This is a genomic window from Kocuria kalidii (assembly GCF_044462225.1).
Classification (GTDB): Bacteria; Actinomycetota; Actinomycetes; order Actinomycetales; family Micrococcaceae; genus Kocuria; species Kocuria kalidii.
In genome coordinates this window covers 1-17,565 of sequence record NZ_JBISWJ010000100.1, presented here as the reverse complement: position 1 = coordinate 17,565, position 17,565 = coordinate 1, and the positions used below count along the sequence as shown (strand labels likewise).

General features: G+C 72.8%; 11 protein-coding genes. 4 read left to right on the top strand and 7 right to left on the bottom strand.

Features of this window, described 5'->3' with window-relative positions; translation table 11 throughout:
- Nucleotides 1-81: 81 nt before the first annotated feature.
- On the bottom strand, nt 82-1,086 hold the full coding sequence (locus ACH9D3_RS15270) for an ABC transporter substrate-binding protein (protein WP_396400268.1): 1,005 nt from the start codon (nt 1,084-1,086) through the stop codon (nt 82-84).
- 174 nt (nt 1,087-1,260) lie between these two features.
- On the opposite strand from ACH9D3_RS15270, the gene hrpA reads away from it, so the two are divergent.
- Nucleotides 1,261-5,304 carry an ATP-dependent RNA helicase HrpA gene (gene hrpA, locus ACH9D3_RS15265; RefSeq protein ID WP_396411586.1) on the top strand — a complete coding sequence of 1,348 codons (4,044 nt, stop codon included), beginning with the start codon at nt 1,261-1,263 and terminating at the stop codon, nt 5,302-5,304.
- A gap of 57 nt (nt 5,305-5,361) precedes the next feature.
- Here the strand turns inward: hrpA and ACH9D3_RS15260 are convergent, their stop codons facing one another.
- Together ACH9D3_RS15260 and ACH9D3_RS15255 are read right to left on the bottom strand one after the other, a co-directional pair.
- Nucleotides 5,362-5,790 carry an HIT family protein gene (locus ACH9D3_RS15260; RefSeq protein WP_396400266.1) on the bottom strand — a complete coding sequence of 143 codons (429 nt, stop codon included), beginning with the start codon at nt 5,788-5,790 and terminating at the stop codon, nt 5,362-5,364.
- 66 nt (nt 5,791-5,856) lie between these two features.
- On the bottom strand, nt 5,857-6,519 hold the full coding sequence (locus ACH9D3_RS15255) for an MBL fold metallo-hydrolase (protein ID WP_396400265.1): 663 nt from the start codon (nt 6,517-6,519) through the stop codon (nt 5,857-5,859).
- A gap of 112 nt (nt 6,520-6,631) precedes the next feature.
- Between ACH9D3_RS15255 and ACH9D3_RS15250 the strand changes: the two genes are divergently transcribed.
- The gene (locus ACH9D3_RS15250) at nt 6,632-7,063 is read left to right on the top strand and encodes a transcriptional repressor (RefSeq protein WP_396411585.1); all 432 of its coding nucleotides are present in this window, start codon (nt 6,632-6,634) and stop codon (nt 7,061-7,063) included.
- Nucleotides 7,056-8,012 carry a diacylglycerol kinase family protein gene (locus tag ACH9D3_RS15245; protein WP_396411584.1) on the top strand — a complete coding sequence of 319 codons (957 nt, stop codon included), beginning with the start codon at nt 7,056-7,058 and terminating at the stop codon, nt 8,010-8,012. The genes ACH9D3_RS15250 and ACH9D3_RS15245 overlap by 8 nt, the downstream gene beginning before the upstream one ends.
- 49 nt (nt 8,013-8,061) lie before the next feature.
- Here ACH9D3_RS15245 and ACH9D3_RS15240 read toward each other — a convergent pair whose 3' ends face one another.
- The 4 genes from ACH9D3_RS15240 to guaB1 form a co-directional block, all read right to left on the bottom strand.
- The gene (locus ACH9D3_RS15240) at nt 8,062-9,045 is read right to left on the bottom strand and encodes a metal ABC transporter solute-binding protein, Zn/Mn family (protein WP_396411583.1); all 984 of its coding nucleotides are present in this window, start codon (nt 9,043-9,045) and stop codon (nt 8,062-8,064) included.
- 201 nt (nt 9,046-9,246) lie between these two features.
- On the bottom strand, nt 9,247-10,329 hold the full coding sequence (locus tag ACH9D3_RS15235) for a hemolysin family protein (protein WP_396400261.1): 1,083 nt from the start codon (nt 10,327-10,329) through the stop codon (nt 9,247-9,249).
- Nucleotides 10,326-11,687, bottom strand: a complete 1,362-nt coding sequence (locus ACH9D3_RS15230) for a CNNM domain-containing protein (protein WP_396411582.1) — start codon at nt 11,685-11,687, stop codon at nt 10,326-10,328. The genes ACH9D3_RS15235 and ACH9D3_RS15230 overlap by 4 nt, the downstream gene beginning before the upstream one ends.
- Nucleotides 11,688-11,884: 197 nt before the next feature.
- Complete coding sequence (gene guaB1, locus ACH9D3_RS15225) at nt 11,885-13,342, bottom strand: GMP reductase (RefSeq protein ID WP_396400259.1); 1,458 nt, start codon at nt 13,340-13,342, stop codon at nt 11,885-11,887.
- A 270-nt stretch (nt 13,343-13,612) separates the two neighbouring features.
- Here guaB1 and ACH9D3_RS15220 point away from each other — a divergent pair, with 270 nt between their 5' ends.
- Entirely contained in the window at nt 13,613-17,518 is a 3,906-nt protein-coding gene (locus ACH9D3_RS15220; RefSeq protein ID WP_396411581.1) for a multifunctional oxoglutarate decarboxylase/oxoglutarate dehydrogenase thiamine pyrophosphate-binding subunit/dihydrolipoyllysine-residue succinyltransferase subunit, read from the top strand.
- The last annotated feature ends 47 nt before the right edge of the window (nt 17,519-17,565 follow it).

Sequence of the window (17,565 nt, the reverse complement as noted above, 5' to 3'; positions counted from 1 at the left end):
CACCCCGTCGAGGTGGGACGGGGGCCGGGCGGGCCGGCGTCCGGGGTCACCGGGCGCCGGCCGTGCCGCGGCCGCCCGGGACTACTCGATGACCTGGTCGGCGGAGTCCTGCAGCTCCTGGGGGACCTCCACGCCCATGCGCTCGGCGGCCTGCAGGTTGATGACCAGCTGCGTCTCCTCCTGGGACTCGACGGGCATGGACGCGGGGTCCTCCCCGTCGGCCAGGATGCGCACGGCCATCTCACCGGTCTGGCGCCCGAGCTGCTCGTAGTCGAGGCCCTGGGTGATGAGGGCGCCGCGCTCCACGGAGTCGCCCTCGCCCGCGATGAGCGGGATCTGCTTGGACTCGGCGGCGGAGATCACGGCCTCGAGACCGGAGACGACCTTGTTGTCGGTGGGCACGTAGATGGCGTCCGTGTCCAGGGACTCGGCGGCCTGGGCCACCTCGGAGGTGTTGGTCACGGCCTTCTCGACGACCTCCAGGCCCTCCTCCTCGGCGGCCTCCTTCGCGAGCTCCACCTGGACCTGCGAGTTCGTCTCGCCCGAGCTGTAGATGATGCCCACGGACTCGGCCTCCGGGTCGAGCTGCTTGACCAGCGCGATCTGCTCGGCGACCGGGTTCATGTCGGTGGTGCCGGTGACGTTGCCGCCGGGGTTCTCGAGGGAGTCGACCAGCCCGGCCTCCACCGGGTCCGTGACGGCCGTGAACAGCACCGGCCGGTCGGTGACCGCCTGGGCCACGCCCTGGGCGGAGGGCGTCGCGATGGCCAGGACGAGGTCGGCGTCCGAGGACGCGAGGTTCGACGCGATGCTGGTGGAGGTGCCCTGGTCTCCGGAGGCGTTCTGCAGGTCGAGGGTGAGGTTCTCGCCCTCCGTGTAGCCGCCCTCCTCGAGCGCGGCGACGAAGCCCTCCCGCGCCGCGTCGAGGGAGGGGTGCTCCACGAACTGGCTGATCCCGACGGTGGCCTCCTCGACGGCCCCTGCTTCTTCTCCGCCCCCGGTGGTCTCGGTGTCCGGGCCGCCGCAGGCCGTGAGCAGCAGGGCGGTGGAGGCGAGGGCCGCCGTCATCGGGAACAGTCGCTTCATGGTGGATCCTTTCTGGAACGGGTGATGTCGGCGATATTACCTTCCGTTAGTTCAGCAAATGAGAGGCAGCTCACAACTGGTGACAGAACGGCACCGACGGCGGGTCCACGGAGCCCGATCGTCCACCGGGTGCGGGCCCTGCGCGCTCCGCGTCCCCGGTAGGATCGGGAGGTCATGCCAGCATCCCCGAGCAGCCCCCCTGCCATCTCCTACCCCGAGCACCTCCCGGTCTCCGCGCGCCGCGAGGACATCAAGAGCGCGATCGCCGCCCACCAGGTGGTCGTGATCGCCGGCGAGACCGGCTCGGGCAAGACCACCCAGATCCCCAAGATGTGCCTCGAGCTCGGCCTGGGCGAGCGCGGCCTGATCGGCCACACCCAGCCCCGCCGGATCGCCGCTCGCTCCGTGGCCGAGCGCATCTCCTCGGAGCTGGGCGAGAAGATCGGCGGCACGGTCGGCTACCAGGTGCGCTTCACCTCCGAGGTGGGCGCCGACTCGCGGGTCAAGCTCATGACCGACGGCATCCTGCTCGCCGAGATCCAGCACGACCGGCTGCTGCAGAAGTACTCGGCGATCATCATCGACGAGGCCCACGAGCGGTCCCTGAACATCGACTTCCTGCTGGGCTACCTCCGGCGGATCCTGCCCCGGCGCCCGGACCTCAAGGTGATCATCACGTCCGCCACGATCGATCCCGAGCGCTTCGCCCGGCACTTCGCGCCGGCGGCTGCCGAGGGCGCGGAGGCTGCGCCGGCGCCCGTCATCGAGGTCTCGGGCCGCACGTACCCGGTCGAGATCCGCTGGCGGCCGCTGTCCCAGCCACGGTCGGGGGACGGCGGACCGGACGACGAGGACGCCGGCGACGGCCTGGAGGACGAGGACCGGGACCCGATCGACGCCGTGTGCGACGCCGTCGCGGAGCTCTCCGCCGAGCCGCCCGGGGACATCCTGATCTTCTTCGCCGGCGAGCGCGAGATCCGTGACGCCCAGGAGGCGCTGCAGGGCACCCTCAAACGGGTCCGGGGCCTGGCCGACGCCGAGATCCTGCCCCTGTTCGGCCGGCTGTCCATGGCGGAGCAGCACCGGGTGTTCGCTCCGTCGGGCCGGCGGCGCATCGTGCTGGCCACCAACGTGGCCGAGACGTCCCTGACGGTCCCGGGCATCAAGTACGTGATCGACCCCGGCACCGCGCGCATCTCGCGCTACTCCGCGCGCACCAAGGTGCAGCGGCTCCCGATCGAGCGGATCTCCCAGGCCTCGGCGAACCAGCGTGCGGGACGCTGCGGCCGCGTCTCCGACGGCATCTGCATCCGGCTCTACGCGGAGGAGGACTACCTCTCCCGCGCGGAGTTCACCGATCCTGAGATCCTGCGCACGTCCCTCGCGGCCGTGATCCTGCAGATGATCTCGGTGGGGGTCGTCAAGGAGCCCGGGGACATCGAGCGCTTCCCGTTCGTGGAGCCGCCCGAGTCGCGGGCCGTCAAGGACGGCGTGGCCCTGCTCCGGGAGCTCGGCGCCCTCGAGGAGCCCCGGGGGACGTCCCCGCGGGGAGCGCGGGGACGGCAGACCGGCAGTCCGCTGACCCCGGTGGGCCGGCAGCTGGCGCAGCTGCCGGTGGACCCGCGGCTGGGCCGGATGATCGTGGAGGCGGACAAGCGGGGCTGCGCCCGGGAGGTCATGGTCCTCGCGGCGGCGCTGACTGTCCAGGACCCCCGAGAGCGCCCGCTGGAGAAGCGCCAGCAGGCGGACGAGCTGCACCAGCGGTTCTTCGACGAGAACTCCGACTTCACGAGCTGGCTGCTGCTGTGGCGCTACGTGCAGGAGCAGCAGGAGGAGCTGTCCTCGACCCGGTTCCGCAAGCTGTGCCAGCGAGAGTTCCTGAACTTCCTGCGGATCCGGGAGTGGCAGGACCTCTACGCCCAGCTGCGCCAGATGGGCCAGCAGGTCGGCATCCGGGTCGGCAAGGGCCGTGAGGTGGACCCTGCCGGGAAGGAGCGGGAGATCCACGTCTCGCTGCTGGCGGGGCTGCTCAGCCACATCGGGCTCAAGGACGAGCGCAAGCGCGAGTACCAGGGAGCGCGAGGCTCCCGCTTCGCCGTCTTCCCGGGCTCGAACCTGTTCAAGAAGTCGCCGGACTGGATCATGTCGGCCGAGCTGGTGGAGACCTCCCGGCTGTGGGCCCGCGTCAACGCCGCGATCGACCCGCTCTGGGCGGAGGAGCTCGCCCCGCACCTGGTCAAGCGCAGCGTCTCGGAGCCGCACTGGTCCCGCGCCCAGGGATCCGTCATGGCCTACGAGAAGGTCACCCTCTACGGCGTGCCGGTCGTGGCGCAGCGCCGGATCAACTTCTGGCGGGTGGACCCCGCCCTGGCGCGGGAGCTGTTCCTCCGGCACGCCCTCGTGGAGGGCGACTGGCAGACCCGGCACCGGTTCTTCGCGCGCAACCGCGAGCGCCTGGCCGAGGTCGAGGAGCTGGAGAACCGGCTGCGCCGCAGGGACCTGCGGGTCGACGACGAGGCCCTGTTCCGGTTCTACGACGAGCGGATCCCCGACTCGGTGGTCTCGGCGCGGCACTTCGACGCGTGGTGGAAGAAGGCCCGGCACCAGGACGAGCACCTCCTGGACCTGGATCCCGGGGACCTGATCGCGGAGGAGGCCGGCGCCTACGACGAGTCCCTGTACCCGCGCCAGTGGGTCCGACGCACCCGCGACGGGGACCTCGTGCTCGACCTCGTGCACGAGTACGCCCCGGGGTCCGACCGCGCCGACGGCGTGACCGTGCGGGTGCCCGTGCTGTTCCTCAACCAGCTGGACCCCGAGCAGTTCCGGTGGCAGATCCCGGGGTTCCGGACCGATCTGGTGACCGCGCTCATCAGGTCGCTGCCCAAGGCCGTGCGCCGCAACTTCGTGCCGGCCCCGGACGTCGCCCGCCAGGCCGTGGCGATGCTCGACGCCGACTTCGACCCGGCCGTCGACGCCCTCGAGCCGTCCCTGGAGCTGGTCCTGCGCCGGCTCAAGGGGCACGTGATCCCCCCGGGGTCGTGGAACTGGGACGCGGTCCCGGCCCACCTCCGGATGCGCTTCGAGGTCCGGGACCGCCGCAACCGGGTGCTGGGCGAGGGCGAGGACCTCGAGGCGCTCCGGACGCAGCTGCACGACGAGATCCGCGCCGCCCTGGCCGAGTCCCTCGGCGCGGTCCCCGGGGACGCCTCCCGGGGCGCGCCCCGGGAGGACCCGCACCGACCGGCGCCGCGGCCCCCGGAGGCGGCGCCGCCGACACCCGGGCGCTCCGACCCCGAGCGCTCCGTCCTCGAACGCTCGGGCCTGGACCGGTGGCCGGAGGAGGACCTGCCGCGCAGCGTCGAGACGACCGTGGCGGGCCAGCGGATCACCGGCTGGCCGGCGCTCGTCCCCGAGCGCCCCCGGGACCGGTCGACGGCGCCCGCCCGGGAGACCACCGTGGCGGTGCGCATCCTGTCCTCGGCCGCCGAGCAGCGGGCCGCCCAGCGCCGCGGGGTGATCTCCCTGCTGCAGGCGCGCATCCCCTCCCCCGAGCGGTACGTGCTCGAGCACCTCAACAACCGGGAGAAGCTCGTCTTCACGCAGAACCCGCACGGGTCGGTGACCGAGCTCATCGCCGACTGCACGGTCGCCGCGATCGACAAGCTCACGCCGCACGAGCCCCCGTACACCCGCACCGGGTTCGACGCCCTGCACGAGCACGTGCGGGCCGAGCTCATCGACACCGTCTTCCACGTCACGGCCCTCGTGGAGCAGGTGCTCTCCGGGGCCGCGCGGATCCGCAAGCAGCTCAAGCGGTCGTCCTCGCTCGCCGCGGTGAACTCCCTCAACGACGTCAAGGCCCAGCTCGAGCACCTCGTGCACCCGGGCTTCGTCGCCGCCACGGGCTACGACCAGCTCCAGCACCTGCCCCGCTACGTGCGGGGCATGGAGGTGCGGCTCGAGAAGCTGGCCGGGCACCTGCAGCGCGACACCGTCAACATGCTGGCCGTGCAGAAGCTCGAGGACGACTACGACGCCGCCCTCGACTCCCTGCCGCCGGCCGCGCCGGTCCCGGACGAGCTGCGCCGGGTGGCGTGGGCGATCGAGGAGCTGCGGATCTCACTGTTCGCCCAGGAGCTGGGGACCGCCCACACCGTCTCGGAGAAAAGGATCCGGAAGGCGCTCAAGGACGCCCTCGAGGCCGCCCGGGGCTGACCCGGCCCGTGCCGGCAGGGTGCGGCCGGTCCGCCCGGGGCTCCGCCTCCGCCCGGGTCAGGCCTGCGGGACGGAGGAGCCGTGCCCCGCCTCGACCAGGGCCGCCCGGATCCGGTCGGCGGCCTCGTCCATGGCGGCCGGGTCCGGGTGCCGGTCCGCGTTGGCGAACTGGAACTGCTCCACCGTGTCCGCCGGCCAGACGTGCACGTGCGTGTGCGGCACCTCGAAGCCCTGGATCATCTGGCCCACCCGCCGGGGGTGCCAGACGGTGTCGACGGCCCGGCCGATCCGCCAGGAGACCACCATGAGGTGGGACGCCAGGTCCTCGGGCAGGTCGATCCAGTGGTCGTACTCCTCGCGCGGGACGACCAGGGTGTGTCCCGGGCCCAGCGGTTCGATGGACAGGAACGCGACGCAGCGCGCGTCCTGCCAGACGAACCGGCCCGGGATCTCTCCCTCGATGATCTTCGTGAAGACGGTGCTCACGGGTGCTCCATTTCCTCGGTGGGTCGGGGACGGTCCGCGGCCCCTGCACGGACGGGGGTGGCGCGGCTAGAGCCGCACGCGCTCGCCGGTGGCGAGGTGGCGGTACTCGGCCCCGTACTTCGCGGCGAACGACGTCAGCTGTCCCTCGATGACGTCCAGGCCGTCGTCGGAGAGCAGGCCGTCGTGGATCTGGAAGACCCGCTCCGGGCGGACGGCCACCACGAAGTCGACGACCTCCGCCAGCTTGTTCCACGGGGCGTGGATCGGGGCCAGCAGGACGGGGGCCGCGAGCCCGTGCGGGACCACCAGCGAGTCCCCGGGGTGGTAGACCGTGTCGTTGACCAGGTAGCCGATGTTGTCCACGGTGCGGATCAGCGGGTGGATCAGGGCGTGCTGACCGCCGAACGTCCGGACGGTGAAGCCGTCGAGCTCCAGCACGGACTCGGGCTCGACGTCGTGGACGGCGTGGTCCTCGCCCAGCGCGTCCCGCAGCCCCGCGGCCACCGCCGCCGGGGCGTGCACCTGGATCTCCGGGTGCGCCCGCAGGTGCGCGTGGACCGGCTCCGGGTCGAGGTGGTCGGGGTGCACGTGCGTCACGAGCAGGACGTCGGCCCCGTCGAGGGCCTCGGCCAGCTCCTCCCGGCCGGAGAACTTGCCCGGGTCCAGGACCAGCACCCGGCCCTCGTTCTCGAGCCGGACGCACGAGTGGGTGTACTTGATCAGCTCCATGGAACCAGCCTATCCCCGGGTCCGCCCGGGCCCGGAGGCCGGCGGGGGACGTGTCGGGCCGACCTTGTTAAGCTGGTGGCCTGCCGGGGCACCAGCGACGAGAGGACAGGGCGTGAGCGTGAGAACCAGCGGAGGCGGCGCCGGGGAGGTCCGCAACACCCGGCAGCGCCGGGCCGTCGCCCAGGCCCTCACGTCGCTCGAGGACTTCATCTCCACGCAGGACCTGCACGCTCTGCTGCGGGAGCGCGGGGAGTCCGTCTCCCTGGCGACGACGTACCGGATCCTGCAGTCGATGTCCGAGCTCGGGGAGCTGGACGTCCTGCGCAGCGACGAGGGCGAGGCGATCTACCGGCGCTGCGCGGCCGAGCACCACCACCACCACCTGGTGTGCCGGCGCTGCGGCGCCGCCGTGGAGCTCGAGGCGCCCACGGTCGAGGAGTGGGCGGGGCGCACCGCCGCCGCCCACGGCTTCACCGAGGTGGACCACACGGTCGAGATCGCCGGCCTGTGCGCCGTGTGCAGCACGCGGCGGAGCGATGGCTGAGCCCGGGCCGTCCCGCGGGACCTTCGTCCTCGCGGTCAATCCCTGCGCCGGCCACGGCCGGGCCCTCGCGGACGCCCACCGGGCGGCCGAGCTGCTGCGCACCGGCGGCGACGAGGCCGTGGTGCTCTCCGCGGGAGACCTCGGCGCCCTGGTGGAGCTGGTCCGCGACCGGCTGCGGGCGCACGCCCTCACCACCCGCGCGCTCGTGGTCGTGGGCGGGGACGGCATGGTCCAGGCCGGTCTCGGGGTGCTCGTGGAGCTCGCCGCGCAGGGCGTGGACCTCCCGCTCGGCGTGGTCCCCTGCGGCACGGGCAACGACCTGGCCCGCCACTTCGCGGTCCCGCTGCGGGATCCGGTCGCCGCGGCCGGCCGGATCCTGCGCCGCCTCGACGACCCCGTGCCCCGCCGCCTCGACGTCGGCCGGGTGCGCTTCCCGGACGGGCGCACGTCCTATTTCGGGACCGCCCTGTGCGCCGGCTTCGACGCCGTGGTCAACGAGCGCGCCAACCGGTGGCTGCGCCTGAGCGGATCCACCAAGTACCTGCTGGCCGTCCTGGTGGAGATCGTGCGGCTGCGCACCGTGCACTACCGGCTCGACGTCGAGGACGCCGGCGGACGACGACGCACGGAGCGGCGGGAGGGCGTGCTCCTCAACGTCGCCAACACCTCGTCGATCGGGGGCGGCCTGCCCATCGTGCCCGGCGCGCGGGCGGACGACGGGCTGCTGGAGCTCTTCACCGTGGCGCCGCTGGGCCGGGCCCGCTTCCTCGTCCTGTTCCCGCGGCTGTTCTCGGGCAGGCACGTGGAGCTGCAGTGCGTGCGGACCGAGCGGGTGCGCTCCGTGGTCGTCGACGCCCCGGACGTCACCGCCTACGCGGACGGGGAACGGCTGGGGCCGCTGCCCGCGCGGGTGGACGTCCTGCCCGCGGCGGTCCGCGTGCTGGCCTGAGCCGCGGACGGGCACCCGGTGGCCGGGCCCGGGAGCCGGCCACCCGCGCTCACCCGCCGGCCGGCCGCAGCGCGGTCAGGGCCTCGGCGACGGCGGTGACGTTGCGGTCCATCCACTCGAGGTAGGTGCTCCCCTCGGGCGGGGCCGCGGTGAACTCCACGACCGCCGCGCCGCCGGCCGGGGCGTCGTCGCGCAGCTGCCCGGCCCCGGCCGGGTCCGCCGGGGCGCCGAACGCGAGGAGCTGGACGTGACCGCTGCGGATCCCGTCGCGGATCCGCTGCAGGACGAGCGGGGGGACGTCGGTGCCGGCGGCCACCGCCGCGGTGAGCTCCACGGGGGTGTCGTCGTGGAGCCCGGCGTCCTCGAGCAGGTGGACCGCCACGGGATCCGCCGCCACGAAGGCCGCGTTGTCGGCCGGGACCTCGCCGATCCGCTGCCGCAGCGCCCCGAGCCGGTCGGCGAAGGCGCCGGCGTTCGCCTCGTAGACGAACGCGCCGGCCGGGTCCAGTTCGGCGAGCCCGTCGGCGACCGCGTGGGCGACGTTGTCCATGGCGTCGAGGTCGTACCAGACGTGCTCGTTGCTCTCCGCGTGCTCGTGGTCCTCGTGCTCGTGCCCCTCGTGGGCGGGCTCGGGGGGCGCGCCGGCCAGTCCCGAGACCTCGTAGGCATCGACCACGGGGGCGTCGCCGCGGGCGGCGAGGTCCTCCATGAAGACGTCGTGACCTCCGCCGTTGAGCACCACGAGGTCGGCGTCCCGCACGGCGAGCCGGTCCTGGTCCGTGGGCTCGTAGGAGCGCGGGTCCTGCGCCGGGGACCCGACGACCGGGTCGACCGCCACGGCCTCCCCGCCGACCTCGCGCACCAGGTCCGCGTAGACCGTCGTGGTCGTGACCACGGTCAGGGCCTCGTCCGCCCCGGTGGCCCGGGCGGAGCCGCTCGCGCACGCGGTCAGACCCAGCACGGCGACGGCTCCGGCGAGGCCGGCTGCCCGGAGGGGGGCGCCCGGGCGTGCCCGGGGACGGAGTGCGGTCATGGTCGGTCCGTTTCTGCGCGGGTGCGCCGGTGCGGCACCACGCGGGACGTCGAGGGGGCAGCGCCCCATGATGAGAACGATGTTCACCAGTACTCGCATGCTACCAACCCGTCGCACCTCGGGGACGCGCGACCCTCCGCGGGGCCCCGGCGGCGGGGGCCCAGGCGGCGGAGCGCGGCGCGGACCGCCGGGGGCAGCCGGTCAGCGCGGCGGCTCCGAGGAGTCCACCCGGTCGCCGCGGCGCTGGCGCCGGTCCTGGGTCGTGTCCCGGATCTCCCCCACCAGTTCCTCGATGATGTCCTCGAGGAACAGCACGCCCAGTGTCCGGCCGCCGACGTCGACCACGCGTGCCAGGTGCGAGCCCGTCCGCTGCATCGCCGCCAGCGCGTCGTCGATCTCGATGCCGGGACGCAGGTTGGCCAGCGAGCGCACACGGGTCACCGGAACCGGTTCGTTGTACCGGCTCTCGGGGATCGAGAGCACGTCCTTGATGTGCAGGTAGCCGTTGAGCACGCCGTCGCCCTCCGTGAGGGCGAAGCGCGAGAAGCCCGTGCGGGCGACCGCCTTCTCGACGTCCGCCGCGGACGCGTCCTCCGGCAGCGTGACGAGCCCCTCCAGGGGGACCATGACGTCCGCGGTGCGCTTGGACGAGAACTCGAGGGCCCCGGACAGCAGCCCGGTCTCGTCCGCCACCGTGCCCTCCTTGGTCGACTCCGCCACGATCGACTGGAGCTCGTCGAGGGTGAACGTCGAGGAGACCTCGTCCTTCGGCTCGATGCCCATGAGCTTGAGGACGTGGTTCGCCGCCCAGTTCAGCGTCCCGATGACCGGCTTCACCACGCGGGAGACGAACACGAGCGGCGGGGCCAGCAGCAGCACCGCGCGGTCCGCGGCGGACACCGACATGTTCTTCGGCACCATCTCCCCGAAGACCACGTGCAGGAACGTGACCACGAGCAGGGCCGTGAGGAACCCGCTGACGTCGGCGACCTCGGCCGGCACGCCGAGGCTCCCGAGCGGCCCCGACACGATGTGGTGCAGGGCAGGCTCGGAGATGTTGAGGATCAGCAGCGAGCACACCGTGATGCCCAGCTGGCAGCAGGCCAGCATGAGGGACACGTGCTCCATCGCGTACAGGGCGGTCCGGGCCCGCTTGTCGCCGTTCTCCGCCAGCGGCTCGATCTGGCTGCGCCGCGCGGACATCACGGCGAACTCCCCGCCCACGAAGAAGGCGTTGCCCGCCAGGAGCACCACGAGCCACGCCAGGCCTGCCAGGTCGCTCATCGTGCACCCTCCTGGCGCGCGCTCTCCCGGCGGGCACCGGCCCCGGTGTCCTCCTGCTCCGCCGGGGCGGGGACGAACCGGATGCGGTCCACGCGCCGGCCCTCCATGCGGGCGACCTCGAGCACGCCCCCCTCCACGGGGACCGCGTCCCCGGGCCGCGGGACCTGCCCGAGCCGGTCCATCATGAATCCGCCCATCGTCTCGTAGGAGGGCCCGTCCTCGATGTCGAGCTCGGTGATCTGCTCGGAGACCTCGTCGGGGCGCATCAGCCCGGGGAAGTACCACTCCCCGGCCGCGGACTGCAGGGCGCCGAGGCTGAGCCGGTCGTGCTCGTCGGAGACCTCCCCGACCACCTCCTCCACGAGGTCCTCGAGGGTGACGACACCGGCGGTGCCTCCCCACTCGTCGACGACGACGGCCATCTGGAGCCCGCCGGAGCGCAGCTGCACGAGCAGCGAGTCCAGGTGGACGGTCTCGGGCACGCGCAGGACGTCCTCCATGATCGCCCCGCACTCGAGGGCGGCGCGGCGCTCCGACGGCACGGCCACGGCCTTCTTGACGTGGACCACTCCGCGGACGTCGTCCGGGGAGTCGTCCATGACCGGGAAGCGGGAGTGGCCGGTGCGGGAGGCCACGGCCACGACGTCCGCGACGGACTCGTGGGAGTCGAGCATCTGCACGCGGATCCGGGGCGTCATGACGTCCGCGGCCGTGCGCTCGGCGAACGTGAGGGTCTTGGCGACGAACGCGGCGGTGCCGGCGTCCAGGGTCCCCATCTTCGCCGAGCGGCGCACCATCGAGGACAGCTCCTCGGGGGAGCGCGCGCCCGAGAGCTCCTCCTTGGCCTCCATCCCGAACAGGTGCAGGACCCGGTTGGCCACGCCGTTGAGCGTGAGGACGAACGGCTTGAAGACCGCGGTGAACACGAGCTGGGGGCGGGCGACGAGCCGGCCCACCCGGAACGCCTCCGCGATGGCCCAGTTCTTGGGCACGAGCTCGCCCAGCAGCATCGACAGCAGCGTGGAGATGAGCATGGACAGCGCCAGGGTCGCTCCCCCGGCGGCCGCCACGGACAGGCCCGTGAGCTCGACGATCGGCTCCCGCAGGAACGACTGGAGCGCCAGGTCCAGGGTGTAGCCGGTGAGGAGGGTGGTCAGGGTGATCCCCAGCTGGCAGCTGGAGAGCTGCGTGGAGAGGGACTTGAGGCACTTGAGCAGCGGCTCCGCGGCACGGTCGCCCTGGGCGATCGCCCGGCGCACCGTCGTCTGGTCGAGTGCCACGAGGGAGAACTCCACCGCCACGAAGAAGCCCGTGCCGAGGATCAGCAGCAGGCCCGCCGCCAGGAGCAGCCATTCCATCAGGAGCTGCCCCCCGGGGCGGCCCGCCGCGCGGGCGCCGTGCGCAGGCGAGCCGCGCGGTCGGTCGAGGGTGTCGGGGGTGGGGTGGGTGCGCCGGCTCGGGGGCCGCGGCGGGGGACGCCGAGGCCGGGCCGGCAGCTACTGAACGAGTCCATGAGAGCTCCAGGATACCGGAGCGCGACCCGCCCGGCGCCGGTTCACGACCAGCCGACGGGGCGCGCCCGGCCCTCCTCGTAGCCGGAGGCGGACTGGATGCCGACCACCGCGCGGGCGGTGAACTGCTCGAGGGTCGTGGCCCCGGCGTAGGTCATGGAGCTGCGCACGCCCGCGGTGATCTGGTCCACGAGGTCCTCCACCCCCGGGCGCTCGGGGTCCAGGTACATCTTGGAGCTCGAGATGCCCTCCTCGAACAGGCCCTTGCGGGCCCGGGCGAAGGCGCCCTCGCCGCGGGTGCGCTCGCGCACCGCGCGGGTCGAGGCCATCCCGAAGCTCTCCTTGTACATCCGGCCGTCGGCGTCGACGTTGAGCTCGCCCGGGCCCTCGTGGGTGCCCGCGAACCAGGACCCCACCATGACCTGGCTGGCACCGGCCGCGAGGGCGAGGGCGACGTCCCGGGGGTGCTTCACGCCGCCGTCCGCCCAGACGTGCCGGCCCAGCCCGGCGGCGGCCTCGGCGCACTCGAGGACGGCGGAGAACTGGGGGCGGCCCACGGCGGTCATCATCCGGGTGGTGCACATCGCACCGGGGCCCACGCCCACCTTCACGATGTCCGCGCCGGCGTCGACGAGGTCCTGGACCCCGTCGGCGGTGACCACGTTGCCGGCCACGACGGGCACGTCGGGGGCCGCCGCGCGCACCTGCTCGAGGGCCTCCACCATCTTGCGCTGGTGGCCGTGGGCGGTGTCGACGACGAGCACGTCCACCCCGGCGTCGAGCAGGGCCCGGGCCTTGCCGCGGACGTCCCCGTTGATGCCCACGGCGGCGCCCACCCGGAGCCGGCCCGCGCCGTCCAGGGCGGGGGCGTAGATCGTGGAGCGGACCGTGCCCTTGCGGGTCAGCACGCCCACGACCGTGTCCCCGTCCAGCACCGGGGCCACGTGCGCGCGGGTCTGGGCGAGCCGGTCGTAGGCGGCGGCGAGGACGTCGTCGCCGGACCCGGCGCGGACCTCCTCGAGCGAGAACACCGGCGCGTCGGTGCGCATCACGGAGCCGAGCTGGGTGAAGCGGTCCACCTCCGCGCAGTCCGCCGCGAGCACCACGCCGCGGTAGGACCGTCCGGGACCGCACACGACCACGGCGCCGTGCGGGCGCTTGTGCATGATGCCCAGGGCGTCGTGGACCGTGTCCTCGGCACCGAGGACCACGGGCGTCTCGAAGCGCGGCGACCGGTCCTTGACCCAGGACGTGACGTCCGCGATGACGTCGAGCGGGATGTCCTGCGGCAGGATCCCGAGCCCGCCACGGCGGGCGAGCGTCTCGACCATGCGGCGGCCCGTGACGGCCGTCATGTTGGCGGCCACCAGGGGCACCGTGGCGCCCGTGCCGTCGCGCGGGGTGAGGTCCACGTCGAACCGGGACGTGACCCGGGAGCTCGAGGGGACGAGGAAGACGTCGCTGTAGGTGAGGTCCGAGGTGGGGGTGTTGAGAAATCGCACGCCCGCCAGTGTAGCGGTGGGACCGCGACACGCCCTCTGCGGCGGGGCCGCGGACTAGCCATGCCGCTGCGCAGATCACTAGACTCGCCGGAGGTACGGCCGCGCCCGGTTGACGACCGTCCGGCAGGTCCGGAGGCGGACGCCGGCGGCGGTCACGGGAGACGGCCGGCGACGAACACCGGCGGCGGGTCCGGACGCTGCCGGGACCGACACCGTGGAGACCGGGCAGAAGGCCTCCACGAGAACAACCATGGAAGAGGCGTATTCCCCGTGCCACATCAGCCACAGCACCCCATCCCTGAAGAATTCGCAGGTAACGAGTGGCTCGTCGACGAACTGTTCGAGAAGTACCGGTCGGACAGGAACTCGGTGGACGAGAAGTGGTGGCCCATCTTCGAGGCGATGAGCGGGGACAACGGCACCGCACCGGAGCAGTCGGGCGGCACGAGGACGGCGGCGTCCGAGCAGCCCGCCAAGACCGAGGCGCCCGCCGAGACCGAGGCGCCCGCCGAGACCGAGGCGCCCGAGAAGCCCGAGGCGCCCGCCCCGAAGGCGCGGAAGCCCGAGCCGTCCGCGGAGAAGGCGCCGGCCCCGGAGTCCGGGACCGCGTCCCGGACGTCCTCGGCGAAGCCGGCGGCGACCCCTGCGCCCACGAAGTCCGGCGCGAAGGCCGAGGGCCGGCCCGAGACGGACCACGGCGAGTCCGAGGGTGCCGAGGCGAAGAAGCCCATCCCGGCCCAGCCCGCCCGCGCCCGCGCCGCCGCCCCCGGCCAGGACGCACCGGCCGAGGACACCGTGGTCAAGCTGCGCGGCCCCGCGAAGGCCGTGGCCGCGAACATGGACGCGTCCCTCACGGTGCCCACCGCCACCACGGTCCGGGCCGTCCCGGCGAAGCTGCTGATCGACAACCGGATCGTGATCAACAGCCACCTCGCCCGCAATCGCGGCGGCAAGGTATCCTTCACGCACCTGATCGGCTACGCCGTGATCAAGGCGCTGGCCAACTACCCGTCGCAGAACGTCTTCTACGACGAGCAGGACGGCAAGCCCGTCGCGGTGCACCCGGCCCACGTCAACTTCGGCATCGCCATCGACATCCCGAACAAGGACGGCTCCCGCAACCTCGTGGTGCCGAACATCAAGGGCGCGGAGTCGATGTCCTTCCTGCAGTTCTGGAACTCGTACGAGGACATCGTCCGCCGTGCCCGCACCGGCGAGCTGACCATGGACGACTACCAGGGCACCACGGTGTCCCTGACCAACCCCGGCGGCATCGGGACGGTCCACTCCGTGCCGCGGCTCTCCAAGGGACAGGCCTGCATCGTCGGCGTCGGCGCGCTCGACCACCCCGCCGAGTACCGGGGCTCGTCCCCCAAGACCATCGCGCGGCACGCGGTCTCGAAGATCATCACGCTGACGTCGACCTACGACCACCGCGTCATCCAGGGCGCGGGCTCCGGCGAGTTCCTGCGCCTGATCGAGTCCTACCTGCTGGGCGGGGAGGACTTCTACGACGAGATCTTCGAGGCGCTGCGGATCCCCTACGAGCCCGTGCGCTGGGCCGTGGACAACCAGGTCAACCCCGAGATCCAGGTCAACAAGGTCGCCCGGATCCAGCAGCTGATCCACGCGTACCGGGTCCGCGGCCACCTCATGGCGGACACCAACCCGCTCGAGTACGTGATGCGCAAGCACCCGGACCTCGACATCCGCACCTACGGGCTGTCCCTGTGGGACCTGGAGCGCGAGTGGCCCACCGGCGGCTTCGGCGGCGCGGACGTCCTGAGCCTGCGCACCATCCTGGGCCGGCTGCGGGACGCCTACTGCCGCACCCTCGGCGTGGAGTACATGCACCTGCAGGAGCCGGAGGAGCGCGAGTGGTTCCAGGACCAGCTCGAGCACGGGTACCAGAAGCCCAGCCGTGAGGAGCAGTTCCGCATCCTCGGCCGGCTCAACGCCGCCGAGGCGTTCGAGACGTTCCTGCAGACCAAGTACGTCGGCCAGAAGCGGTTCTCCCTCGAGGGCGGGGAGTCCCTGATCCCGCTGCTGGACGAGGTCATCGCCGACGCCGCCGACGCCGGGCTCGCCGGCGTGGGCATCGCGATGGCCCACCGCGGACGGCTCAACGTGCTCACCAACATCGCCGGGAAGTCCTACGCCCAGATCTTCCGCGAGTTCGAGGGCAGCCAGGACCCGCGCACCACCGAGGGCTCCGGCGACGTGAAGTACCACCTCGGCACGGAGGGCTCGTTCACCTCGGACAACGGCAACGAGACGCAGGTCTACCTCGCCGCGAACCCGTCCCACCTCGAGGCGGCCGACCCGGTCATCGAGGGCATCGTCCGGGCCAAGACCGACGTCCAGGGGGCCGGCCCCGAGGGCAACGGCACCTACCCGGTGCTGGCGATCCAGGTGCACGGCGACGCGGCCTTCGCGGGCCAGGGCGTGGTGGCCGAGGTCCTGCAGATGGCGCTGCTGCCCGCCTACACCGTCGGCGGGACCATCCACGTCGTCGTGAACAACCAGGTGGGCTTCACCACCGCGCCCTCCGCGGCCCGGTCCACCACCTACGCGACGGACCTCGCCAAGGGCCTCCAGGCGCCGATCTTCCACGTCAACGCCGACGACCCCGAGGCCGTCACCCACGTGGGCCAGATGGCGTTCGCCTACCGGCAGGCCTTCCACAAGGACGTCATCATCGACCTGGTGTGCTACCGCCGGCGCGGCCACAACGAGGGCGACGACCCCTCGATGACCCAGCCCCTGATGTACAACCTCATCGAGGAGAAGCGCTCGACCCGCAAGATCTACACCGAGAACCTCGTGGGCCGCGGCGACATCACCCAGGAGGAGGCCGACCGGGCGCTGAAGGACTACCAGGAGCGGCTGGAGCGGGTCTTCGCCGAGACCCACGAGGCCCAGACCTCCTCGATCCCCCTGGTCACCGGGGACTCCGCCGCGATCTCGAACATCGAGCGGCCCTCCGCCCAGCAGGCCGACTCCGGCGTGTCGATCCCGCGCACCACGGCGATCTCCACCGAGGCCGCCGAACGGATCGGCGCGGTGCACGTGGAGGTCCCGGAGGACTTCGCCGTGCACAAGAAGCTGCGCAAGCTGCTCGAGCGCCGCGAGGCGATGACCCGCGAGGGCGGCGTGGACTGGGGCATGGGCGAGCTCATGGCCTTCGGCTCCCTCATGATGGAGGGCATCCCGGTCCGGATGTCCGGCCAGGACGTCCAGCGCGGCACGTTCACCCAGCGCCACGCCGTGTTCTACGACTCCGGCACCGGCGCGGAGTGGACTCCCCTCAACCACCTCTCCGGTGACCAGGCACAGCTGGCGATCTACAACTCGTTGCTCTCCGAGTACGGGGTGCTGGGCTTCGAGTACGGCTACTCCGTGGAGCGCCCCGACGCCCTGACCGTCTGGGAGGCCCAGTTCGGCGACTTCGGCAACGGCGCCCAGATCATCGTGGACGAGTTCATCTCCTCCGCCGAGCAGAAGTGGGGCCAGCGCTCCTCGCTGGTCATGCTCCTGCCGCACGGTTTCGAGGGGCAGGGCCCGGACCACTCCTCGGCCCGGATCGAGCGGTTCCTGACGCTGTGCGCCGAGAAGAACATGGTCGTGGCCAACCCCTCGACCCCGTCGAACCACTTCCACCTGCTGCGGCGGCAGGCCTACAGCCGCCCGCGCAAGCCGCTGGTGGTGGCCACGCCGAAGCAGCTGCTGCGCCTCAAGGCGGCGGCCTCCCCGATCGAGGAGTTCACGTCCGGCGCGTTCCGGCCCGTGATCGGCGACCAGGCGGGGCTCGAGGCCTCCGACGTCACCAACGTCGTCCTGGTCTCCGGCCGGCTCTACTACGACCTCGTGTCGGCGCGGGAGGAGCGCAAGGACCGCGGAACCGCGATCGTGCGCGTGGAGCAGCTGTACCCGCTGCCGCTCGCGGAGCTGCGGGAGGAGCTCGGGAAGTACCCCGAGGCCCGGATCACCTGGGCGCAGGACGAGCCCGCCAACCAGGGCGCCTGGCCGTTCATGGCCGTGAACCTGCTGCCGCAGCTCGACCGGCCGGTCCGGCTGGCGTCCCGCCCCGCCTCCGCCTCCCCGGCCAACGGCTCGGCCAAGCGTCACGCCGCCGAGCTCGAGACCCTGGTGCAGACGGCCTTCGAGGGCGACTGAGCCCGTCCCGGGAGGCCGGGGCCCGTGCCCCGGCCTCCCGCACGTCC